Source organism: Winogradskyella sp. SYSU M77433, from assembly GCF_029911945.1.
GTDB lineage: Bacteria > Bacteroidota > Bacteroidia > Flavobacteriales > Flavobacteriaceae > Winogradskyella.
The window spans coordinates 225,460-249,356 of the sequence record NZ_JARYTG010000003.1; the positions used below are offsets into that span (position 1 = coordinate 225,460).

Here is a 23,897-nt window from a genome sequence, read left to right on the forward strand (position 1 = left end):
TTATTTTTTAGAAAACTGTTCTCTCGCTTCAGTTTCAATATTCATTTGATTAACTCGTGCGTCTACCTTTCGTTTGAAATCTGTATCTGCAATTGTAGCAACATTATCCAAGTAGCGAATCACCTCTTGTCGTCTAATATCTGAAAAGTTGAGCCCTTTCATGTTGGACTTCATTAATTCTTGCAACATATTGAATTTAGTGTCATAATCCTTTTTGAAATACTTATCAGGATTATCAAACCAATCGTCTTCCAAATCAAAATCCGTTAATCGTAACGATATTGCAGATTGAATGTTTCTAACATCTCTTGATGAGAAAAACGGGAATATTTTCTGAATTTCAGTGTATAATGCAGCATAAAACATATGATCATTAGTCTCATGTAGCTTTTCAATTTTATCAAAAGTTTCATGAACACGTTCTTCTGTCGGATTTTCAACAGCATTGAGAATGTCTCCCATACTTTTTGCCAAACCTTGGTCTGACAAATATTGATATACTTCAGGATCATCCATATTTATAAAATCTGGCATTGTACTTTGAAGTTTTCTCCACCAGATATAATCTTGATCTAAGAAATCATGCTCCGTTCTTGCGCCATCAATTTTAAACCTTCCTTGTACACGAGAGATTACCGCTTTATCTAACATCTCAGGCAAATTGGTAAATAAGCCTATTGAACTATTACCATAATTAACAGCGTAGGCACCTTCTGTATATCTTAAAAACACACCTATAACTTCTTTTACACCAGCAGAAACCCCTTGGGCAGTACGCTCTTGAAGATTATTCTCAGCATCATCAATTGGTGCGAAAATCAATTTAGAAGGATCTTGTAAAGGTTTCATCCACTCTACCATTTTCTCGGCCGAACCACCTTGAAAAGTACTAATCAACGTATCTGGCATTGGATGAAACAAAAACGGAATATCTAAGTTATCACAGTGTTCCTTTAAACGTGTGGCAATAGCAGCAATGAGCATACTTTTACCTGTACCAGGAATACCATAACCCATAAAAACAGGCATAAAACCACCAAGCTCTTGAAACGGATTTTTCTTTGCCTCAAAATCATAACTCAACATACGCTCCGTTAAACGACGTGCAAAGTGCTTAGCATCTCGGTTACCGACGATTTGCTCGAATTGAATTTTATTAAATTCGACACTCTTAGCAGTACCTTGAAATACATTTTCCCAACCCGATACTGCGAAATCAGAGTTTTCCAATTTATAGGTTCGGTCAACTATAGTTTCCGTGTATTCTAAAGTGCTTTTTCTTAATTGAATTTCAGCGATTAAAGCTTCAAAATAAACTACTGTAAAATCTATAACATCCTTATCTGTTTTTATGATTTCAGGATGACCTAAATATTTATCGTAATAAAACAGTTGACATGAAATACCTTTTAGAGGTGACAAAAAGGACACTTCAGGAATTCCTGCAAACTTCTGCTTCATTACAGATAAATCGTCCGAAGCATAGGGTTTTAAATCATGTAATACTTTATAAGCCGTTGCAAAAAGCATGAAGGCCGTTGCGGTGAGCATTTTACTCTCATATTCACGTTTCCCTGAGCTATCTAAAGCAGATTTATTTTCGCTTAAACTTGATAAACCAGATGCATCATAGTAACTGTCCTTTATCCAAACACCAAGTGTTAAAGCTTCTTGTACTGCAAATAGAGTCTGGTTTAAAAACACAGGCAAAGCCACAGATTCTGGTAAGAGCCTTTTCTTTAGTGCTAATATGGTTTTAGAAACTGAAGTTATCGTAACACTACTACCATTATTTGCCCTAGAAAGGTAAAGTAATATGGATTCATCTTTACCGTCATTATCTCTATTTTTGGCACGTTGACTCTGCTCCCATTGAATGGATTTCAAATAAGATGTTGCTTCATCACGAAGCATATCGAGTTCACTTTGTTTTATAGGAAAAGTTGAGTTGTGTTGCATTATCTTGAGTAATAAGTAAAAAGTTACAAGTATTAAGTTGGGCTCAGAATCTTCAAGCTTCCATCCTTAAACTTCTGGCCCCTTTTAATTTTTAAATTCTGAAATCTGAATAGGTGGAATCGCCAACTTGTTCATAATTTCTGGTGTTTTATTATATAGTAATTGTATAATTCTATGTGGCGCAAAAACATATCGTTGTCTAAAAACAGCATCCCATTTTTGAAAGGTTTGTTTGCTAAAAAAGCTACCTTCTTTGAATTCACTACCAGATTTTAATTCGTCTATCTTAAATGATATTGCGAAGGATTCCAGTGAGATTTCCTTATTAGAAATACCTTGAAGAATAGCATGTGTCACTTTGTTTTCATCTTTTGCAAACACATTATGAATAGGTCCCAAATCAACACGTTTTATCAATTTTGGTAGTAGTTTGGGCAGACGTTTGTCTATAGCGTATGCCATAGTGTCCAAATTCATTTCTCTATCTGATGTATTTTTTAGAACGTTATAGATTTCAGATTTGTAATCATCAACATCCTTTCCATCATAATTAAAATACATGTAGCAAATAAATGGTCTGTTGTGAGATACATCATAAAAACTCCAACTCACTAAAAACTCTGCAGGCGAACCTTCAGGAGCTTTGATTATTTTACCCTGTACAAAACGGTTAAATATATATTCCTTCTTTGCTGATGAATAATATACTATTGATGCTGCCTGAAACAACTTTCGTTTAGAAATTGGTTCTTTTTTTCGCATTAAAGTATCTAGAAATTCATCTTTCAACACTTCAATATCGGTCAACTTATTGAGGAATTCTTCTCGCAACTCTAAGTCATTAAACAAATAGCGGAATTCTAAATAATTTGGAAAACCAGAATCCGTTAAATCCACTTTCATATTTTCCTCATCGTCATACATGTATTTTACACGCATCGCTTCGATAGAATATAAGAGCAGATCAGAATATTGTTTGAATAACAATAGCTCCTGTTGATTTAGTATTTGTTTTTCCTGAACAGCAACTATAAGTTCTTTGAGCGTGAAATCTATCATTTTGTGATAGAACACATACTGTACTTTGGAGTCTAGTATTGCTGAATCTAAAGGGGTTACAATCATTTTAGTGTGTAGTTATCAGTGTTTAGTGTTTAGTTTATAGAGGCTCTAAAAACTAAACACTAATTACTTTACACTGATTTAGGATAGTAAATCATCATTATTAGCTTCAGGTTTTGGCTGGCCTGTTGGCTCACGACCATCCGCTGGAGCATTGGGATCTGCTTTATAGTATTCATCAAAGATTTCTTTCATATCAATACCATAACGATCTGCAAAGTTCTTTTGAATTTCTTCATCCTTAGCTCTAATATCTTTTAAAGCCTCAGCATAGCTACCATAAACACCTTGCATTACTTTTTCGTGTACAGGAATATTATCCATCATTTCTTGACGCGCTCTAGCACTTGCAGTATGCATTGCTGCTAAAGTTTCACCTATATGCTCATCCGTTTTAACACCTAAGTGTTCTAAAATAGCAGCAAACTCTTGGTCTGTACGTGCTTTTAAAGCCACAACGTAACCATCATAATACTTTAAACGCTCATCAGTGTCCGACTTTAATTTAGCACGATGTGTTTGTAAATTACTACGTAAAGAAGTTAAAACTTTAATCGTTAAGTTATGCTTGTGCACAAAACTGTCTTTTGAAGCCGCTAATGTTGTATAGGCATTTTTAAGCCCTTCTAGTTCTTCTACTTTTTGCTCTAACTGCGTTACTTTTTCTAAAGCCTCAGAGTATTCAGTAGATTGTTTGTCTGCCACTTCCTCCAAAGCCTGTCGTGCTTGTTTTAAAAGTGCGTATTGCTCTTCCAATTGAGCTTCTACTTGCTTTTTCTTTTCAAGTGCTTTTGTATGGTTGTTACTCGCCTCAACAATAGCTGTTTTTAAACTTTCTTCAACCTCTTTGATTTCAAGTTCTCTATCTTTTAAACGTTTTATCGCAGCTTGACTTTTAAATGACAATTCATTTAATAAGGTTTGAACATCTGCAGTTTCAATACGTTGTTGAAACATAGCTTTTGCCTTATTGTCTGCTGCATCACGTTCCTTTTGCGCGCTCTGTAATTCTTGCTCGGCATCTTTAATCTTACTTTTTCTTCCCCAAAGATTATTCCACCAAGTATCTGGTTTTGCTTCAGCATCTTCAAGTTCAACTTTAGCACGCTCTAAACGCTTTATGGCATCATCTATAACTTTTTGTTCTGAAGCATTTAGTGCTGAGAAACCTTCGAACATAATACCAACTTCATCTTGGTAATCTGTAAGATCTTTAATGGCATCTAGAAGTGTAGTTCTGTCCTTCTCTGCCATATCTACAACATTGTCTAATGTAGCATTCAAGATTTTCTGACGACTTTCCGGATCATCTTCTTGAGCTAATTTAGATTTCATTTGGTCGATGGCTTTTCCCCAGTTAACATCGACTTTTGCAGTTTTTTCGTTAGAATTTGTTTCTAATAAATCAAAATCGTCAGACATATTTGTAGTGTTATTAAGTTGAACAATAATTGGATAAGCAATTTCGGTAATTTTATAAGAGTACAAAAATTTTGCCTAGTAAATTATGAGTAGTAATTGTTATAAAAATGTTACAGGTCTTTTAAAAGGAAAAATTGTTCAATACCTTTATAAGAAACACTAACATATATGAAATTATTAAAATCCAGTCTAGTTTTATGCTTTATCATTATATGTGCAAGCTGCAAAAACCAAGAAAAACAAACTGAGGTTGCAACCAATGAAGCAGAACCACAAATGGTAACCAAAACCGAAGAAACCATAAAAATCCATCCCATAGAGCATGCTACTTTTGTTTTAGAAACCGAGAATGATGTTATCTATATAGATCCTGTAGGTGGAGCAAAAGCTTTTGAAGGTCAAAAACGACCAACATTGGTTCTTATAACAGATATTCACGGAGATCATCTCAACGTTGAAACTTTAGAAGGTTTAAAACTTGAAAATATTCCGGTAGTTCTTCCTGAAGCGGTTTCTGAAAAAATTCCGTCAACTGCAGTTACCAACCGAAAAGTTCTAAATAATGGAGAAACAACAGAGATCAATTCAATAGATATTGAAGCTATACCAATGTATAACTTAAGAGAAGAGGCTTTAAAGTTTCACGAAAAAGGAAGAGGAAATGGTTATATACTAACTATTAATGATGAGCGTATTTATATCTCTGGTGATACCGAGGATATTCCAGAGATGCGAAATCTTACAAATATTGATAAAGCATTTGTTTGTATGAATTTACCTTACACGATGCCAGTAGAAAGTGCAGCAGATGCTGTATTAGATTTTAAGCCTAAAACTGTTTATCCATATCATTATAGAGGAACTGAAGGATTAAGTGACGTTGATCATTTTAAAAATTTAGTTAATGAAAAAGAGTCCTCTATAAATGTCATTCTATTAGATTGGTATTAATTTTATATAAACATACTATTGTTAATAAGTTCTCAAACGCTGTAATAAGTCAATAAAAACGTGTGTTTTAACGCATTTTAACATCACTTAATCGATAAAATTTTAATACTTTTATTATAAATAATTTAAAATTAAGCATTTACAATTAAGTTTTTTTCTATATTAGCGGCACAATTCCAAATCTAAACTATTAATCATGTATAACAATCTACTTCCTAAGGCTTTAGTGGTAACAACTACTCAGCTTACCATGATTCTAATAGCTGTAGCTTCGATTTTTCTTGTTTTTATTCTTGTGGCCATAATTAAGATGTACAAATTAAAGGCAGAGAATAAAAAATTAATGGAAACTAATGCTTTTAAAGACGTTGATGAAAACTATAAAGATTTTACAGGTGGTCATCTATACGGAGACAATTAATCGATAATATTGAAAATAAAAAAGCCAGCTAAAAATTAGCTGGCTTTTTTATGATTTCAGTTCTTTCTATCGAACTAGCTTCTTATATTTAATTCGTTTTGGCATTAAATCTCCGCCTAGTCGTTTCTTCTTATTCTCTTCGTAATCACTAAAACTACCTTCAAAGAAATACACTTGAGAATCACCTTCGAAAGATAAAATATGAGTACAAATACGATCTAAAAACCATCTATCGTGACTAATTATCACTGCACATCCAGCAAAGTTTTCTAAACCTTCTTCCAATGCTCTTAAAGTATTCACATCTAAATCGTTAGTAGGCTCATCTAAAAGTAACACATTACCTTCCTCTTTTAAAGTCATAGCTAGGTGCAAACGGTTTCTTTCGCCACCAGAGAGTAACTTTACTTTTTTATTTTGTTCACTACCGGAAAAGTTAAATCGGCTTAGATAAGCTCTAGAATTTACCTGTCTTCCTCCCATCATAACCAATTCTTGTTCATCACTAAAATTTTGCCAAATACTTTTTTCTGGATCAATGTTAGAATGGCTTTGATCTACATAAGCAATTTTAGCTGTTTCGCCTACTTTGAATTCTCCTTTATCAGGAGTTTCTTCTCCCATTATCATTCTAAAAATTGTGGTCTTACCAGCCCCATTAGGACCAATAACGCCAACTATTCCGGCTTGAGGTAAATTAAAATTTAAATCTTCATAGAGCAACTTATCTCCATAAGCTTTACTTACACCAACTGCTTCAATAACATTTGTACCCAAACGAGGACCGTTTGGTATGTATATTTCAAGTTTTTCATCAAGCTGTTTTTGATCTTGACTCATTAACTTATCGTAATTCTTTAAACGCGCTTTTTGTTTTGTTTGGCGTCCTTTTGCTCCTTGTCTCACCCATTCCAACTCTCGTTCTAAAGTCTTTTGACGTTTTGAAGCCGATTTACTCTCTTGTGCCATACGCTTCGACTTTTGATCTAACCAAGATGAGTAGTTTCCTTTCCAAGGAATTCCCTCGCCTCTATCAAGTTCTAAAATCCAACCAGCAACATTATCCAAGAAATATCTATCGTGCGTTACAGCAATTACAGTTCCTTTGTATTGAGCCAGATGGTGTTCTAACCAATGTACAGACTCTGCATCCAAGTGGTTGGTAGGCTCATCTAACAATAGAACATCTGGTTCTTGAAGTAATAATCTACACAAAGCAACTCTACGACGCTCACCACCAGAAAGTACACCTATCTTTTTATCACCTTCAGGTGTACGTAAAGCATCCATTGCTATTTCTAACTTTGTATCGAGTTCCCAAGCATTGGTGGCATCTATTTTATCTTGTAGCTCAGCTTGTCTGTTCATTAGTTTTTCCATTTTATCAGGATTGCTATAAACTTCCTCTAAACCAAATTGATCATTAATACTGTTGTACTCGTCTAATATAGCCACAGTTTCGGCAGCTCCTTCTTTTACAACTTCCAACACTGTTTTTTCATCATCCAACTGTGGTTCTTGCTCCAAGTAACCCACAGTGTAGCCTGGTTGAAATACAACATCACCTTGGTAATTTTTATCTACACCTGCTATAATCTTTAGTAAGGTAGACTTACCTGAACCATTAAGACCCAAAATACCTATTTTGGCACCATAAAAGAAACTGAGGTAAATATTCTTTAATACAGGTGTGTTAGCACCTTGAAAAGTCTTTGTAAGACCTGACATTGCGAAAATGACTTTTTTATCGTCGCTCATATTTTTTCTTAAAATTTAATTCTGATGTATTAGACTATTTTTACGGAAATTAAACTCTACCTTTTAAGGCATTAAACACCCATGCTACCGCTAAAAAACCCACACCAACAGCAGCAAAACCATAGCCTGCTACTTCGTAATATCTAAAAGCCCCAAGTGCAATTAATCCCAATCCTACAATTATCATAATGGTAGTAGCCCAAGCTAAAACCGTATTTTTATTCATCGCCATAACCTATTTCTTAAAATTAAATTATTCTTTTAGTTAGTTTGTTAGTGTTACAAATATCGTATTTTAAATAAAAAAAGCACCACAAATTGTGATGCTTCTAACATTATATTAATGTATTTGTTACAATTTCAGCATAGGGACTTCAATAAATAAAAGTTCAGAATCCTCTTTAGCGTCAATATTAAAACTATCGGTTTCTGAAATCCCTATAGCATCTCTTGTCTCTAAGGTGTTTTGATCTACATTTATATTTCCTGAAATCGTCATGATATAAACTCCATGATTCTCACTTTTTAAATCATATGTAAATGACTCTTCTTCTTTTAAATCTATACGAGACAATTTAGCATCTTGATGAATTTTTAAACTTTCAGAATCCTCATCCTTAAAAGATGTCACTAGAGTTTGAAGTTTTCCTTGTCGGTCTTCTGGATTAAATGCTTTTTGATCGTAACGAGGCTTAACGCTTCTTTCTTCAGGAATAATCCAAATTTGAAACAAACTTAAATACTCATCAACCGAACCATTGATCTCAGAGTGTTGCACACCTGTACCTGCAGACATTACCTGTACTTCCCCTGGAATAACTGGTATCCAATCATCACCCATATTATCTCGATGTTTTAGCACACCTTTTAATGGAATGGTAATAATCTCCATATTATCATGAGGATGTGTACCAAACCCCATATTTGGTGCAATAATATCGTCATTCAACACCCTTAACGCTCCAAAATGAACTTTTTCTGGGTTATACCAATTAGCAAAACTAAAGGAATGATTGGCCTGCAACCACCCATGATTTGCAAATCCTCTATCTTCTGCTTTGTGAATTATAGTTTTCATTTCTCTCTTTCTTTTAATTTATCTCAATTTATCTAGCAAGTCACTTAATTGTGCCGCTTCTTCTTCTGTGATTCGATTTAACCAATTATCATTAAAATCATCTGAAATATCTTCTAAAAGCTGTAAACCTTTCTTTGTAATTTGAATATGAACAACACGCCTATCATGTTCACACGGTATGCGCTCTATAAGATCTTTAGCACATAATTTGTCTGTTAACCTTGTGGCATTAGGAGCGCGCTCTATCATTCTGTCTTTAACAACTTGCATCGATAAAGGCTCATTAGCACCTCTTAAAATCCTTAGAATATTATACTGTTGTGGTGAGAGTCCAAAACTTGCAAAAAATGTATTCTGTTTAGCCGAAATCCAATTGGCTGTATATAAAATATTTATTAAGGCCTTAGTTTTATTATCCTTAAACTTTGAATGAACATCTTTTGCTATATCTCCCATCTTATAATGCTTTTTGTAGTTTATCAACTTCTGCTAAAAGTTCTTCATTAAACTCCTCGTTGGAAATTTTTCCTGCTTCAAAATTATCGTTGAAAAAAGGTAATGAAAATAATCCTACAATATTACCGTCGTGCCATATAAATCTATCCTTAGCAATAGTCAATACAGTTTTTCCTCCTCTACCACCTGTAGATGTTGCCATTAATAACATCGGCTTTTTGTAAAGAAAATTACCTTCTATCCTTGTCATCCAATCAAAAAGGTTTTTAAATACGGTTGCATAAGCTCCGTTGTGTTCTGCCAAAGAAAGAACGATTCCATCAGCATTTTTAATAAGGTTTAATAATCTATGAGCACTTTCAGGTGCTTCCCCCAACTCTTTTTCTAAATCAACACCATAAATTGGTGCATCAAAATCATTTAAATCAATGGTGTTAACTTCTACATCTTTCAAAAGAGATGCAGCATACTCTGCTAATTGCTTGTTAATCGATTTACTACTATTAGTTCCTGCAAAGGCTAATATTTTTTTCATTATTTCTATTTTTTGATGGTACAAAGTTATGGATAAAATATTTATTTTCCAAGGAAACTATTTCCATGTAAATATATTTAACTTCGCTTTAAGAAAAATCACCATCACCAATGCCATTAATCTTTTGTAAATTCGTAGCAAACTAATAATCATATGGACATCAACTTCAATAAAAACGAAGATCATAACAAACTACTTGTATCTGATTTAAAGAAAAGACTTGCCAAAGTAAAGCTTGGTGGTGGCGAAAAAAGCATTGAAAAACATCATAGTAAAGGTAAAATGACCGCTAGGGAACGTATTGATTATCTCCTAGATTCTAAATCGAAATCTATAGAGATTGGTGCTTTTGCAGGTGATGAAATGTATAAAGATTATGGCGGTTGCCCTTCTGGTGGTGTGGTTGTAAAAATGGGTTATATACAAGGCAAACAATGTATTGTTGTTGCAAATGATGCCACAGTAAAAGCTGGTGCTTGGTTTCCTATTACTGGAAAAAAGAACTTAAGAGCTCAAGAAATTGCCATAGAAAATAAATTACCTATTATTTATTTAGTGGATTCTGCAGGTGTGTTTTTACCAATGCAGGATGAAATTTTTCCTGATAAAGAACATTTTGGTCGCATATTCAGAAACAATGCCGTAATGAGTAGTATAGGTATTACTCAGATTGCTGCAGTTATGGGAAGCTGTGTGGCTGGTGGTGCCTACTTACCTATTATGAGTGATGAGGCTTTAATTGTGGATAAAACAGGAAGTATTTTCCTTGCTGGAAGCTATTTGGTAAAAGCTGCTATTGGAGAATCTATAGATAATGAAACCTTAGGAGGAGCTACTACGCATAGTGAAATTTCTGGCGTAACAGATTACAAAGCTAAGGACGACAAAGATGCTTTAGATAAAATAAAAAACATAGTTGATAAGATTGGTGATTTTGATAAAGCGGGCTACAATCGTGTTGCTTCTAAAAAGCCAAAAGAAAATCCTGACGATATCTACGGTATTTTACCAAAAAGTAGAGCTGACCAATACGATATGAAGGAAATCATTAAACGTTTGGTTGACAATTCTGAATTTGAAGAATATAAAGAAGGCTATGGTAAAACTATTATAACTGCTTATGCACGTATTGATGGTTGGGCTGTTGGTATTGTTGCTAATCAACGTCAATTAGTTAAGACTACAGCTGCAAAAACCAAACCTAGCGAAATGCAGTTTGGAGGTGTTATTTATAACGACTCAGCAGATAAAGCAACTCGTTTTATAGCAAATTGTAACCAAAAGAAAATACCTCTTATATTTTTACAAGATGTTACAGGGTTTATGGTAGGAAGCAAGTCTGAACACTCAGGTATTATAAAAGATGGTGCCAAAATGGTTAATGCCGTGAGTAATTCTGTTGTTCCTAAATTTACAATCGTAGTAGGAAATAGTTATGGTGCCGGAAATTATGCCATGTGTGGTAAAGCTTACGATCCTAGATTAATCGCTGCATGGCCAAGTGCTGAACTCGCTGTGATGAGTGGAAATTCTGCTGCTAAAGTTCTACTTCAAATTGAAACTGCTTCATTAAAAAAGAAAGGTGAAACGATTACAAAAGAAAAAGAAGAAGAGCTATTCAATAAGATAAAATCACGATACGATAATCAGGTATCACCTTACTATGCTGCTGCTAGACTTTGGACAGATGGTGTGATTGATCCTTTGGATACAAGAACTTGGATCAGTATGGGAATAGAAGCTGCAAACCACTCACCTATTGAAAAACCTTTTAATTTAGGTGTTTTGCAAGTTTAAAAAGGATTTAATATGAGACATAAAAAAAGAGCGCTAATTGCGCTCTTTTATTTTTATACTTTTAAGAAAGACTAGTGAATTGCAGCTTCACGTTTTGCTTTCTTTTCTTCTTTAATTTCTTTAAAACGTTCAATAGCTGATCCAAAAATCCAATAAGGAACTACAAAAGTTAAAAGGAAAATCATTAACCAAAATCCAATTGTTAATATGGTTAAGAATGCTAAAAATCCTAAATATTGATCAAAATCAAACATGCTATTTATTTTATTTACGTTTTAGTTCTTGCAAAGATATAACCAAATTATAAGTTTTACAATAGGTAAAATGAGATTTATTAACAGGAAATAAACAATTGCTATATAGCCTTGATTAATAATTCTGCAGTTGCTGGGTTTGTTGCTAAGGGTACATTGTGCACATCACAAAGTCTCATTAACATCAGAATATCTGGTTCATGAGGGTGACGATCCAAAGGATCTCTAAAAAACAAAACCATATTACACTTACCTTCAGCTACTCTAGCAGCTATCTGGGCATCTCCACCAACTGGGCCAGAAAGTAAAGCATTAACTTCAAAACCTGCTTTAATAGCTTTATCTCCCGTTGTTCCTGTTGAAATTAGAGAAATGTTTTTTTGAAGTAAAACATCTTTATGCTCATTTAGAAACTGAACCATTTCGGCTTTTTTTCCGTCATGAGCAATAATTGCAATTTCCATCTTAGAGATTTTTAATATGATAATCTACTAAACCGTCAATTGGTCGTCTCACAAAATTGCCAACCTTAAAACCTAACTCTTCTGCAACTTGCTTTATTTCTTTTTTAGAGAAAAAAGCTATTGATCCTGCAAAATGAACAGGAGCTGTTTTCAGCTCTTCTTTGTATTGCATGATCATATTTTCAGCAAAAATTCTGAAACCTCGTTTTATAACGTCTTGTATATAATCAGAATCTTTATTTAAAAACATAAATTCAGCAAAATTTGCTAAATAAGCATTTGGGTTTGGCTTTTTGTATAAATTATACTTTATAAAGTCGGCATCTAAATTGTACTTGTGTTCAAATGCTAACTTTATGGTTTGTGGCATCTTGTTGAAATAATAATCTCTAATAAGCAATTTACCATAGTGATTACCACTAGCGTCATCCATAAGTGAATAGCCTAAACTTTTTACACGCTGATGTAATTTATCACCATCATAATAACTACAGTTAGATCCTGTACCCATAATACAAACCACTGCAGCTTCATCATTGTGATTTAATGATGCTCTTACAGCAGCCATGGTATCTTCCTGCACATCTACTGCTGCATTAGGAAAAATATCTTCAAGTACTTTTTTTAATGCTAATCTAGGATTTTCTGTACCACAACCAGCACCATAGAAAAATACGTGAGTTGCTTGTGCCTTAAACTGCATTAGCTCATCACTCTTACTGATTATTTTTCTAAGCTTTTTCTCTGGAAGAATCGCTGGATTTAAACCTTTAGTTCTAATTTTTTCTGACAACATCTTACCTGTGTCATCAATTGCAATCCAATCGCATTTTGTAGAACCGCTATCTGTAATTAAAATCATGATAATACCTTTATACAAAAATTCCGTAGCCTATGCCTTAAACATAATCCTACGGAATTTTAGAATTTATGTTACTATTAATTATAGGGAATTAACTTTTTGAGCTAAATCTACTAATTTATTTGAATATCCAAACTCATTATCGTACCAAGATACTAATTTAAAGAATGTTGAGTTTAACTCAATCGCAGCATCAGCATCAAAGATACTTGTACGTGCATCGCTAACAAAATCTTGAGAAACCACTAACTCATCTGTGTAACCTAAAACTCCGTTCATAGGACCTTCAGAAGCCGCTTTAAAAGCTGCTTTGATTTCTTCTAGAGATGTTTCTTTTTGAGTCTTAACAGTTAAATCTACCACAGATACATCTGCTGTTGGTACTCTAAATGCCATACCTGTAAGTTTTCCATCTAATTTAGGAATCACTTTACCTACAGCTTTTGCTGCACCTGTAGAAGCTGGGATAATATTCATTAAAGCACTACGACCACCTCTGTAATCTTTTCTTGAAGGACCATCAACAGTTAATTGTGTTGCTGTTGTAGCATGTACAGTAGTCATTAAAGCTTCTTCAATACCAAAATTATCATCAACAACTTTTGCTAAAGGAGCTAAACAGTTTGTTGTACAAGATGCGTTTGAAACAATTTTATGATCTGCAGTTAATTCATGATCATTAACACCCATTACAAACATAGGTGCATCTTTACTTGGAGCAGAGATTACAACTTTTTTAGCACCACCTTCTATATGATAGTTTGCTGTTTCTAATGTTGTAAAAATACCTGTACATTCAGCAACGATATCAGCACCAACTTCATCCCATTTTAAGTTTTTAGGATCGCGTTCCGCAGTTACTCTAACCGTTTTACCATCTACTACTAAATGACCATCTTTAACTTCAACTGTACCATCAAAGCGACCGTGTACAGAATCATATTTTAATAAATAGGCTAAATGCTCTACATCTAATAAATCGTTGATAGCAACAACATCTACATCGTCACGTTTAACGGTTGCTCTAAAAACAATTCTTCCTATTCTTCCAAATCCGTTTATTCCTAATTTTAATTTTGACATTTCTAATTTTGATTTAATTCTACTTAGTTATTTTATATAGTCATGATATCTGAAACTCTAAGAAGCTCCATATCAATTTTTGATTTTCCTTTTACTGCTTGGTCAAATGGAGTTAGATCCATTTGATCATTTTTAAGACCAACCATAAAGTTGCTCTTTCCTGTAATTAAGCTTTCAACAGCCTTAACTCCCATTCTACTTGCTAAAACTCTATCGAAACAAGATGGTGAACCACCACGCTGCATGTGTCCTAAAACAGAAACTCGAACTTCGTATTCTGTCATATTTTCTTCAACATAATCCTTTAGTTCAAAAACACTTTTACCAATTTTATCACCTTCAGCAACAACAACGATACTTGAAGATTTACCTGATTGTTTACTTCGTCTTAGAGACTCTAGAAGTCTATCTAAACCTAAATCTTCCTCTGGAATTAAAATTTCTTCAGCACCAGCTCCTACTCCTACATTTAAAGCTATATGACCAACATCGCGTCCCATAACTTCAACAAAGAATAAACGGTTATGAGAACTTGCTGTATCTCTAATTTTATCTATAACTTCTACAACGGTGTTTAAAGCTGTATCGTAACCTAAAGTATGTGTTGTACCGTAAATATCATTATCAATAGTTCCTGGGATTCCCATTACAGGAAAACCATATTCTTGATTAAATATCATCGCACCTGTAAAACTACCGTCACCACCAATAACAACAAAAGCATCTATACCTGCTTTTAATAATTGCTCATGAGCTTTTGCTCTACCTTCTTTAGTTCTGAACTCTTGTGAACGTGCCGATTTTAATATTGTACCACCTTTGTTAATGATACCTTTTACACTACGTGCATCCATTTTTTCAAAATCGCCATCAATCATGCCTTCATAACCTCTGTAAATACCATAGCATTCTATATTATGAAACGCACATGCTCTTACTACAGATCTTATTGCAGCATTCATTCCTGGAGAATCTCCCCCAGAAGTCATAACACCTATTTTCTTAATTGTATGTAGCATTATTGTAATCTATTTTCAGTAAAATTACTTAATTATGAACATAAAAAAGTGACTATTATCATAAAATAATGATAGCGAAATGAATTCAAACGTTTTCGTTAATAAGTATTTAAAAAAAATGAAAGAAATAATACTAGGACTTGGATTTAGAGTCCTCTTTTTTCATTCTCATGTAATCTGGAAGCATGGCATCTGAGTTTTGTTCCTCTTTCTTTTCTTCCTTCTTTTCATCTTTATCTTTCTTGTTTTTTCCTGAAAAGATAATCTGAATTAACTCTTGAAAAGTATCAAATTCTACATTATAAGAAAGACCAACACCTTGTGTATAACCAATTTCTTCACCGAAGTTTCTAATGGTATTTTCTCTATTAAAAACTTTAGCACGTAATGAACCATCTTCATTTAACAACCAATCTATTTGAACATCTCCAGTAATGGTCGTTTGCTGTGCCGCACCAAAAGGAACACCAACCTGACCATTAACCAGTAATCTATCATTGATTCTTGTTTGAAGTGTTAACCCAACAGTACTGTTAGTCTGAACATCTGGTGTGTCTTGCCCTATTTCAGCAACGATACCAATATCTAAGTTTTCATTATCACCTCCTAGAATATTATTTACAATACCTGATAAACGTTCAGAAAGTGTACCTGTAATATCTAAGCCACCAGAAGTTGTAGTGAATCCACCTGTTCCTAAAAGTGCTAAAGCTTGATAATCGCGTTCATCTTTAGAAGATAGTCTATAGTCTAACTCTGATTTTACGGTTGAACTTACACCTGGAAAATTCAGTTTAAAATCTGGTTCAGGCTGCTCCAATTGACCTGTTAGTTGAATTTCTACTTCAACATCAATTCTTTGACTAATTGGATTATCTAACAATACAGATGGATTAGCTTTAGTTGAATATATAGCTTTAAGATTTATTTGAGCTTTCATTGGATCACCTTCCCAAACAATTGTTCCGCCTTGTTGCACTTTAAATTTTTTCTCTACAAGACCTCCATATTTAAAGTTATAAGTACCTTCATTAACTAAAAAATCTCCCCACATATTAAAAGTACCATTGGTATTTATATAAAATCCAAGGTTACCATCTCCTTTACCTTTTATAGTACTACCTGCTTCTTTATCAATTACAATTTCTATTAAAGCATTTTGGTTTACGGCAAGTCCAAAATTAAGTTCTAAACCTTTTACTTCAATCTGTTCTGTTACCTCACCATTAACTCTTGCTGCTTTTTCTTCTGGACTTAAAAAATGAATAAATGAGTTATCACCAAAACTTTCAGCATCGTTTAAAGGAATATTAAACACTGTACCTTGTGCTGTACTTCCTTCAAAATCAACCACTAGTTGATCTGTAGGTCCTTTTATTGTAGCATCTCCTGACACAAAAGCAGTACCGTAATATAATTCATCTTCGGACTCTTCTGTATCTAAAACTAAAAGGCGGTTGGTGCTTAGCTCTAGCCCTAGTTTCCAATCAGAAAAGTTATCATGCTCAATATAACCGTTCAAACTTCCTTTAGAAAAATATTTAGAATCAGTCATAGCGACATCACCAAAGTTAAAGCGTTGTCCTCTTAAAATTACTTTTGAGTCGAAATCAAAACCATAGTCTACATTAAGGTAAGGAATGGTCATACCTGCCCTATCTAACAACAGTTCGCCATCTATACTAGGCTTCCGAAGACTTCCCGTGACCCTTGCATTTCCAGAAACCAAACCTCTAATATTACTAATAACTCCTTCTCCCAAAGGATTTAAAGGATCTAAGAGAAATTCTTCAAAACCTACATCTAAATTGATACTTGGGTCGCTTTCATTAAAATCAATAGTTCCGTTAGCTTCAAGCGATTTTAAATTATCATTAATTAAAGAAACGTTAACACGGTAATTTGTAATTGAATTATTACCAACTACACGAGCAGTAAGGTTTCCTAAATCGAAATCATTGACAAAAAGATTACTAATAACCACGTCTGATTTTGGCAAATACACTCCATCACTTTGAATTAAATCCAACTTTCCATCAACCACACCTTTTAGATCTAAACTGTCTATTCTAGGTGTAATTTTCACTAATTCTACATTCTTAAAATCTGCTTTGAAGCTTTTATTTAGCGTATCTTCTATTCTACCTGACAATAGAATTTCCTCATTGCCATGATCTATCCTTATTGGTGAAATATCAAAGGTTTTAAAATCTCTATCAAAACTAATTTTATTAAGCGTATCCTTTCCTGAATTTACAGACCAATCATAACCTTTGAATTTGATATCGGACTTTTTAAATCCAACCACAGATTTATTAGATTGATCTATGGTGTAGAATAAGTTTAAATCGTAATTATCTTTATTATTTTCACCTCCTTTAAACTCTGTTTTAATCAATAAGGTGTCTCGCTTTGTCACATTTATCAAGCTGAATTGTGACGCTCTATAAGCACCAGCATTTACACTATCGACTTCAATGAAAGTATTAAACAAAGGGTTGCTGTTATCTACATTTAAATTGATATTATTAGCAAAATACTCTTTGTATTTTATTTCTGGAGAACTAAATTTTAAATCGAAACCTTTCTCGTCAGATTCTACTCGTCCTTCAATAAATGTATTTTTTCCAAGGGTTAAATCCTTAAAAAATACAGCAGCTATTTTAGAGTAAATGTTGAAATGAAAATTAAGGTATTGCCCTTGTTCTATATCGTGAGGACTATAATTTGTATAGATACTTCCTACGGAGTTTTCAACCAATTTTAAAACATCCATAATCTTGAATTCACCAACTACACGGCCATTTATGATATCTGGTGAGTTAATGGAAATCGTTCTAACATCACCATTAAAAGAGGATACTATATCAAAATCCTGAAAATTATAATTACTATCCTGATTTTTATATGTTGTATTTGTAATGTTAATCTCACCACTTGCAGTATCGTAGGTGGTTGCACTCCCTCTCATGGTCACCAACCCATTAAATTCGGAAATACTATCTCTTGTTACAAAGTTTAGCACTTTAAGATTTGCATAAGCTACATCTGCTTTAAAATCAAACTTTTTAAGTTCTTGGGAAAAATCTATTAAACCATTAAAGTCTAATTGTAGATTAGGATCATCTGCTTTTAAAACTCCATTAAATATATTATTCCCTAAATCACCAGAAAGTGTAATATCTTCATAAACGTAACCATTGTAGTCTAGTACAAAAACCTGACCTTCTACACCTGTTCTTAGGTTATCAATTGTAAAACCTTTTCCATCAACATCTAAATTTAATGATACAGTTTTCAATAGCGGATCATTCAACATTTCACCTAAATTGAACTCGTCAAAAACAACATTTCCAACATAGTTGGCATTATCAATATCATCAATGTTGGTTAGTTTTAAATCCGTATCTATTAAACCAATATCAGTATTAATGACAATATCTGCATCTACTGTTTTTTCTGTTATATATGAAGTTCCTTTTATTCTAAAATTACCTACTTCAGAGAGTATTGTTGGTATGGAATTACCTAAAAGTCGTGGTAGTAAATCTGTTAAATCCTTATAGTTTGACGCTATATTATCGAAACGGCCATTAATAGCAAAGCCCTCTTCATCATCACTAAACAAATTTTTAAAAGTGATATCTCCTAAAATTCGTGTGTCTCTAGTGGTACTTAAATCTAGATTTTCGGCTTTTAAATTATTAAGTGTTCCTGAAAGTTCGGCATTAAAGCTCGTACGTTGATTAACTCCAAATTCATCAAAAAAAACATTAAGTTCTGTTAATGAAATCTCTGAATCTTTAAAACTGGCTTCAAGATTTACCTTATCAACAAAATCCTTAAAGTCTTCTCTGTTATAGTTAAATCGTAAGTTACCCTTAAGTTCAGATCGCTCTGTTTTAATGTTAAGGTCACCAAAATTCATATGATCCAAAGTGTATTCAAAATTGGTCATAAGATTTTTAACCTCTACACCTCTACTATCTGTAAAACTGAATTTGTTAATCCTACAACTAACGTCCGGACCGTTAATTAAAAAGTTGGTAGTATTGGCGTTGATACCTTCAAAATTGAAAACATTTGGTGTTTCTCTATTTTCATCAATGAGCTTAAAAATTCCATTTTCAATAGATAAATCGCTCGATGAAAACAGAAAATCACTTCTTTCTTTCCTTGGGTTATCGTCATCAAACTTAGCTACAAAAACATCGAGATTAGTGTCTTTTTCCCCTTCATAAGTTTTGAGGTTAAAAACCAAATCTTGAATATCTATATCTCCGAAATTAAGCTTCGTATTGAATAAATTTCTAAAACTTATAATAGAGCTGTTCAACTCACCGATACTAAAAAGTGTATCTTTTTTGTAATCTCTAATCAATATTTCCTTTAACTCAATATCGCCATTGAGTTGAAGTCCTATCTTACCAATATTTATGTCTGTTTTGAAATCTTCATTTATTCTATCTGTAGCATATTTCCCTAACCTAGTCTGAACCGCTGGAATTGAAAGAATTAAAAACAAAATGATAAACAGCAGCAAAAATATTGCTACTATTTTACCTATTATTTTAAGTACTTTTTTGATAGAATTTATAAGTTTTATTGTCTGAAATCTTCATTACCTTTGTTCTTACAATACGTTGTAATTGTTGTAATGGACTATATCTGTCAAAATTAACAATTATTGTGCCTAATATCGACTATGGAAAAAGAAAATATTTATATTCTAGGTATAGAGTCCTCATGTGATGATACTTCGGCTGCTGTATTATGTAACGATAGTATTTTAAGCAATGTTGTAGCAGATCAAAAAATACATTCAGAATATGGAGGAGTTGTACCAGAACTAGCCTCTAGAGCACATCAGCAAAATATTGTTCCTGTCGTACATCAAGCTTTAAAAAAGGCCAATATTGAAAAAGAGCAACTCAGTGCAATTGCCTTTACTCGTGGTCCAGGATTGATGGGATCACTCTTAGTAGGTACGTCTTTTGCAAAGTCCTTAGCGTATGGTTTGGATATTCCTTTGATAGATGTGAATCATATGCAAGCTCATATTTTAGCTCATTTTATTGATGAAGAAGATCACAACAAACCGCCTTTTCCGTTTTTAGCCATGACTATTTCTGGTGGTCACACACAAATTGTAAAAGTGAATGACTATTTTAATATGGAGGTTCTTGGTGAAACTATAGATGATGCCGTTGGAGAAGCTTACGATAAAAGTGGGAAAATATTAGGACTTGGTTATCCTGCAGGTCCAGAAATAGATAGAAGAGCTCAACTAGGAAATCCTAAAGCTTACAAATTCACCAAACCAAAAGTTGATGGACTAAATTTTAGTTTCTCTGGTCTTAAAACAGCTATTCTTTACTTTGTACAACGTGAAGTTAAAGCTAATCCAAATTTCATTGAAGAAAATCTCAATGATATCTGTGCTTCAATTCAGTATACCATTATCGGAATTTTAATGGATAAACTGAAACTCGCCGTAAAACAAACTGAAATAAAGTATATTGCTATTGGTGGTGGAGTGTCTGCAAATTCTGGAATTAGAAAAGCACTTAAAGATGGGGAACAAAAGTTTGGCTGGATAACCTACATCCCTAAATTTGAATATACTACAGATAACGCTGCTATGATTGCTATAGTTGGCTACCTAAAATACCTAAAGAAAGATTTTTCTGATTTTGATGTAATGGCAACTGCACGATTAAAAATTTGATTATCTGATATTTAAATCTCATATAGAAAGTTTATTTTTTAATTCTCTTAAATTTTAGTTTTTTTGTAGTTACCCTAACGTAACAAGTCCTACTAAAATGAAATATTGTTTACCGCTTTTACTATTTATTTCACTTTATGGCTTTTCTCAAAATTCACTTGAAAAAAATTTAGATTCAATTGCAAGTTCAGAAGACGCCAAAACTTTTTTGAAAGCTCATAAGCCCGAAGATGGCAAATTGTACACTTACAATAAAGAAAAGCACAAAACTCAATTAGCAAATGACCTTTTTAGACTTTCTAAAGGTGGGAAAAAAGTTGTTAAAACTGGCCTAAAAAAAACCTTCTATAAAGTCATCAACAAAGATATTGTTGACCATTATAAGTTCAGTTTTATCTTAATTGATGGCAAAACATCATCAAACAGATCTGCGAAAATTATACGTGATAAGATTCTAGCAGAATACAACAATGGCAAAAAATTTAGTGATTTGGCAAAACACCATTCCTCTGGTAACACTGCAAAAACTGACGGTGATGCTGGTTGGATAAAACAAGGGGAAATATCGGAAGCTTTTGACAAAGAAGCTTTCATAAAAACTCATACTCTAAATGATGTATTTAAAGTTGATGATGTTGAAAATAAAAAGTTTTATCTTGTAATGCGTACGGCAGATAAAAAACCTATTGAGGAAATTACGGTGTTAAGATTTACAGAAGAGATTTAAAAATTCATGCAACTATTTTACAATTCCGATATTTCAGAAAATGAAACCAATTTTAGCTTCGATAAAGAAGAAAGTCGACATATTGTAAAAGTACTCCGCAAAAGAATTGGAGATAAACTTCATATTACCAATGGTAAAGGTTGGTTGTTTGAAGGAGAGTTAACAACTGCTGATCAGAAGAACTGCATTGTTAATATCACCTCAAAATCAGTTCAAGAAAAACGACCTTACAGCCTACATCTTGCTGTTGCTCCCACAAAAATGAACGATCGTTATGAGTGGTTTTTAGAAAAAGCAACTGAAATAGGCATAGAAACTATTACACCAATTATTTGTGATCATAGCGAACGTAAAGTTATAAAGACAGAACGATTCGAAAAGATTATTCAATCGGCAATGAAGCAGTCATTGCAATGTTACAAGCCAATTCTTAATGAAGCTATTGCATTTCAAGATTTCATTTTAAATGAACTTGAAGGTCAAAAATTTATAGCGCATTGTGAAGAAACAGATAAAAAATCCCTAAAATCACAATTACAAGAAAACGGCAACTATACCATATTAATTGGACCGGAAGGTGACTTTAGCGTTAAAGAAATTGAAATTGCTTTGCAGCAGAATTACATTCCTGTAACTTTGGGAGACACACGATTACGAACTGAAACTGCTGCTATTGCTGCCTGTCATTCCGTGGCATTTTTAAATGAATAACATATGAAACTATTGTTCTCTGCTTTTTTATCACTTTTCGCTTTGTTACTTTTTTCACAAGAAGTCGCTGTTTTAAAATATAATGGTGGTGGAGATTGGTACAGTAATCCTACTGCTTTGCCAAATTTGGTAAAATATTGCAATAAGAATATCAATACTTCTATAGATGAAAATGTTCAAACTGTAGAAGTAGGAAGTACCGATATTTTTCAGTTTCCTTTTTTACATATGACAGGGCATGGTAATGTGTTTTTTAATGAAGACGATGCTATAAACCTCAGAAACTATTTAGTCTCAGGAGGTTTTCTTCATATTGATGATAATTACGGTATGGAGCCATATATAACCAAAGAACTAAAAAAGGTGTTTCCTAATAGTGAATTGGTTGAAATTCCAAAAAATCATGAAATTTTCAACACAGCATTTGAGTTCCCAAATGGATTACCCAAAATTCATGAGCATGATGGTAAAGCACCTCAGGCATTTGGTATATTTCAGGAAAGCAGATTAGTCTTACTTTTTACTTTTGAAAGTGATTTAGGTGATGGCTGGGAAGATGAAGAGGTACATAACGACCCGGAAGATGTTCGTGAAAAAGCCTTAAAAATGGGCGCTAATATTATTAAATATGCTTTTGAGAATTAATAATACTTCACTTATATGAAATTATCCTACCGCTGTAGCTCTTGTAAAAAAGATAATACTTTAAAAACGAAAGCTAAAAATAGACATGAATTACTTATGGAGTTAGGAAAAAACGAATTCCATGAAAGATGTAAACACTGTGGTAATTTCACGAAGAAACACATCAATAGACTTTATGCTGAGGACAATTACTCCTTAGTTTTAATAGGTTTCGTAGCCGCTGCAATTGCAACTATTCTTTTATGGGATTTAGGCTTTATTTCTAGTATAACCTTTAGTGTTCCTATTTGGTTTTGGATAGAAATGAAGAAAAAATCTAGTAGCTTTAACCGAACAATGGTAAAATAATTTTGAGTCAACTCACCCACTATAATTCAAATTTTAAAAAACAAAAACACCCAATAACATTGGTCTGCGATAATATTACTAACGCACCAAATATTGGTAGTTTATTTAGAGTTGCAGATGCTTTTGGTATCGAAGAAATAGTTTTTTGTGGTAATGATATTCCTCTAGGTAAACGCATGACTAAAACATCACGTTCTACAGAAAAATATGTGTCTTATAGAATTGAAAATAACATCTCAGAGGCTATAAACCATCTAAAAAAACAAGACTATCAGTTAATTGCATTAGAAATTACAGAAAACAGTATTGAATTAACCGATTTTAAATTGACTTCTAAACATCCTATTGCTCTAATTCTTGGTGATGAAAACTTTGGAGTTTCAGAAACAATTCTAAACAATGCTGATTTTGTACTTCATATTAACATGTATGGTAATAATAGTAGTATGAATGTTGTACAGGCTACAGGCATTACCTTATATGAGTTAACCAAACAGCTCAACTCATAATTTTTTATTACGTCGTTATACTATCAAAATATTTTAGCATCTTTGGGT

General features: G+C 33.1%; 23 protein-coding genes. 9 read left to right on the forward strand and 14 right to left on the reverse strand.

Translation table 11 applies throughout. The features are described from left to right. The 3 genes from QGM60_RS07080 to QGM60_RS07090 all read right to left on the reverse strand — a co-directional run bounded on the left by QGM60_RS07080 (position 1) and on the right by QGM60_RS07090 (position 4,503). Positions 1-1,959 carry an AAA family ATPase gene (locus QGM60_RS07080; protein WP_281139544.1) on the reverse strand — a complete coding sequence of 653 codons (1,959 nt, stop codon included), beginning with the start codon at positions 1,957-1,959 and terminating at the stop codon, positions 1-3. Positions 1,960-2,043: 84 nt separating this feature from the next. Continuing rightward, positions 2,044-3,084: a hypothetical protein gene (locus tag QGM60_RS07085; RefSeq protein WP_281139545.1), complete on the reverse strand. Its 1,041-nt coding sequence runs from the start codon at positions 3,082-3,084 to the stop codon at positions 2,044-2,046. A 78-nt stretch (positions 3,085-3,162) separates the two neighbouring features. Then, a complete protein-coding gene (locus tag QGM60_RS07090) occupies positions 3,163-4,503 on the reverse strand; it encodes a microtubule-binding protein (protein WP_281139853.1) in 1,341 nt (446 codons plus the stop codon). A 168-nt stretch (positions 4,504-4,671) separates the two neighbouring features. Between QGM60_RS07090 and QGM60_RS07095 the strand changes: the two genes are divergently transcribed. Together QGM60_RS07095 and QGM60_RS07100 are read left to right on the forward strand one after the other, a co-directional pair. Continuing rightward, on the forward strand, positions 4,672-5,454 hold the full coding sequence (locus QGM60_RS07095) for an MBL fold metallo-hydrolase (RefSeq protein ID WP_281139546.1): 783 nt from the start codon (positions 4,672-4,674) through the stop codon (positions 5,452-5,454). Between the two features lie 196 nt (positions 5,455-5,650). Then, a complete protein-coding gene (locus QGM60_RS07100) occupies positions 5,651-5,875 on the forward strand; it encodes a hypothetical protein (RefSeq protein WP_281139547.1) in 225 nt (74 codons plus the stop codon). Between the two features lie 66 nt (positions 5,876-5,941). Here the strand turns inward: QGM60_RS07100 and ettA are convergent, their stop codons facing one another. The 5 genes from ettA to QGM60_RS07125 all read right to left on the reverse strand — a co-directional run bounded on the left by ettA (position 5,942) and on the right by QGM60_RS07125 (position 9,702). Continuing rightward, positions 5,942-7,633 carry an energy-dependent translational throttle protein EttA gene (ettA, locus tag QGM60_RS07105; protein ID WP_281139548.1) on the reverse strand — a complete coding sequence of 564 codons (1,692 nt, stop codon included), beginning with the start codon at positions 7,631-7,633 and terminating at the stop codon, positions 5,942-5,944. Between the two features lie 49 nt (positions 7,634-7,682). Next, positions 7,683-7,859 carry a CAL67264 family membrane protein gene (locus QGM60_RS07110; protein WP_281139854.1) on the reverse strand — a complete coding sequence of 59 codons (177 nt, stop codon included), beginning with the start codon at positions 7,857-7,859 and terminating at the stop codon, positions 7,683-7,685. A 126-nt stretch (positions 7,860-7,985) separates the two neighbouring features. Beyond that, positions 7,986-8,711, reverse strand: coding sequence for a pirin family protein (locus tag QGM60_RS07115; RefSeq protein ID WP_281139549.1), 726 nt, complete (start codon positions 8,709-8,711; stop codon positions 7,986-7,988). 18 nt (positions 8,712-8,729) lie between these two features. Next, a complete protein-coding gene (locus tag QGM60_RS07120; RefSeq protein WP_281139550.1) occupies positions 8,730-9,167 on the reverse strand; it encodes a MarR family transcriptional regulator in 438 nt (145 codons plus the stop codon). A gap of 1 nt (position 9,168) precedes the next feature. Continuing rightward, entirely contained in the window at positions 9,169-9,702 is a 534-nt protein-coding gene (locus tag QGM60_RS07125) for an NAD(P)H-dependent oxidoreductase (protein ID WP_281139551.1), read from the reverse strand. A 153-nt stretch (positions 9,703-9,855) separates the two neighbouring features. On the opposite strand from QGM60_RS07125, the gene QGM60_RS07130 reads away from it, so the two are divergent. Continuing rightward, entirely contained in the window at positions 9,856-11,499 is a 1,644-nt protein-coding gene (locus tag QGM60_RS07130; protein ID WP_281139552.1) for a carboxyl transferase domain-containing protein, read from the forward strand. Positions 11,500-11,570: 71 nt separating this feature from the next. Here QGM60_RS07130 and QGM60_RS07135 read toward each other — a convergent pair whose 3' ends face one another. From QGM60_RS07135 to QGM60_RS07160, 6 genes are all read right to left on the reverse strand, one after another. Further along, complete coding sequence (locus tag QGM60_RS07135) at positions 11,571-11,753, reverse strand: hypothetical protein (protein WP_281139553.1); 183 nt, start codon at positions 11,751-11,753, stop codon at positions 11,571-11,573. Between the two features lie 101 nt (positions 11,754-11,854). Continuing rightward, on the reverse strand, positions 11,855-12,217 hold the full coding sequence (locus tag QGM60_RS07140; protein WP_281139554.1) for a methylglyoxal synthase: 363 nt from the start codon (positions 12,215-12,217) through the stop codon (positions 11,855-11,857). Position 12,218: 1 nt separating this feature from the next. Then, positions 12,219-13,079, reverse strand: a complete 861-nt coding sequence (locus tag QGM60_RS07145; RefSeq protein ID WP_281139555.1) for an N-acetylglucosamine kinase — start codon at positions 13,077-13,079, stop codon at positions 12,219-12,221. Positions 13,080-13,160: 81 nt separating this feature from the next. Beyond that, the gene (gene gap, locus QGM60_RS07150; protein ID WP_281139556.1) at positions 13,161-14,162 is read right to left on the reverse strand and encodes a type I glyceraldehyde-3-phosphate dehydrogenase; all 1,002 of its coding nucleotides are present in this window, start codon (positions 14,160-14,162) and stop codon (positions 13,161-13,163) included. A gap of 32 nt (positions 14,163-14,194) precedes the next feature. Then, the gene (pfkA, locus tag QGM60_RS07155) at positions 14,195-15,181 is read right to left on the reverse strand and encodes a 6-phosphofructokinase (RefSeq protein WP_281139557.1); all 987 of its coding nucleotides are present in this window, start codon (positions 15,179-15,181) and stop codon (positions 14,195-14,197) included. A 133-nt stretch (positions 15,182-15,314) separates the two neighbouring features. After that, on the reverse strand, positions 15,315-19,706 hold the full coding sequence (locus QGM60_RS07160; RefSeq protein WP_281139558.1) for a translocation/assembly module TamB: 4,392 nt from the start codon (positions 19,704-19,706) through the stop codon (positions 15,315-15,317). A gap of 180 nt (positions 19,707-19,886) precedes the next feature. On the opposite strand from QGM60_RS07160, the gene tsaD reads away from it, so the two are divergent. The 6 genes from tsaD to QGM60_RS07190 all read left to right on the forward strand — a co-directional run bounded on the left by tsaD (position 19,887) and on the right by QGM60_RS07190 (position 23,849). Beyond that, a complete protein-coding gene (gene tsaD / locus QGM60_RS07165) occupies positions 19,887-20,909 on the forward strand; it encodes a tRNA (adenosine(37)-N6)-threonylcarbamoyltransferase complex transferase subunit TsaD (RefSeq protein WP_281139559.1) in 1,023 nt (340 codons plus the stop codon). A 97-nt stretch (positions 20,910-21,006) separates the two neighbouring features. Next, positions 21,007-21,636, forward strand: coding sequence for a peptidylprolyl isomerase (locus QGM60_RS07170; protein WP_281139560.1), 630 nt, complete (start codon positions 21,007-21,009; stop codon positions 21,634-21,636). A gap of 6 nt (positions 21,637-21,642) precedes the next feature. Continuing rightward, entirely contained in the window at positions 21,643-22,347 is a 705-nt protein-coding gene (locus QGM60_RS07175; protein WP_281139561.1) for a 16S rRNA (uracil(1498)-N(3))-methyltransferase, read from the forward strand. Positions 22,348-22,350: 3 nt separating this feature from the next. After that, positions 22,351-22,992 carry a DUF4159 domain-containing protein gene (locus QGM60_RS07180; protein WP_281139562.1) on the forward strand — a complete coding sequence of 214 codons (642 nt, stop codon included), beginning with the start codon at positions 22,351-22,353 and terminating at the stop codon, positions 22,990-22,992. 15 nt (positions 22,993-23,007) lie between these two features. Continuing rightward, positions 23,008-23,340: a hypothetical protein gene (locus QGM60_RS07185; RefSeq protein WP_281139563.1), complete on the forward strand. Its 333-nt coding sequence runs from the start codon at positions 23,008-23,010 to the stop codon at positions 23,338-23,340. Between the two features lie 2 nt (positions 23,341-23,342). Beyond that, complete coding sequence (locus QGM60_RS07190) at positions 23,343-23,849, forward strand: TrmH family RNA methyltransferase (protein WP_281139564.1); 507 nt, start codon at positions 23,343-23,345, stop codon at positions 23,847-23,849. The last annotated feature ends 48 nt before the right edge of the window (positions 23,850-23,897 follow it).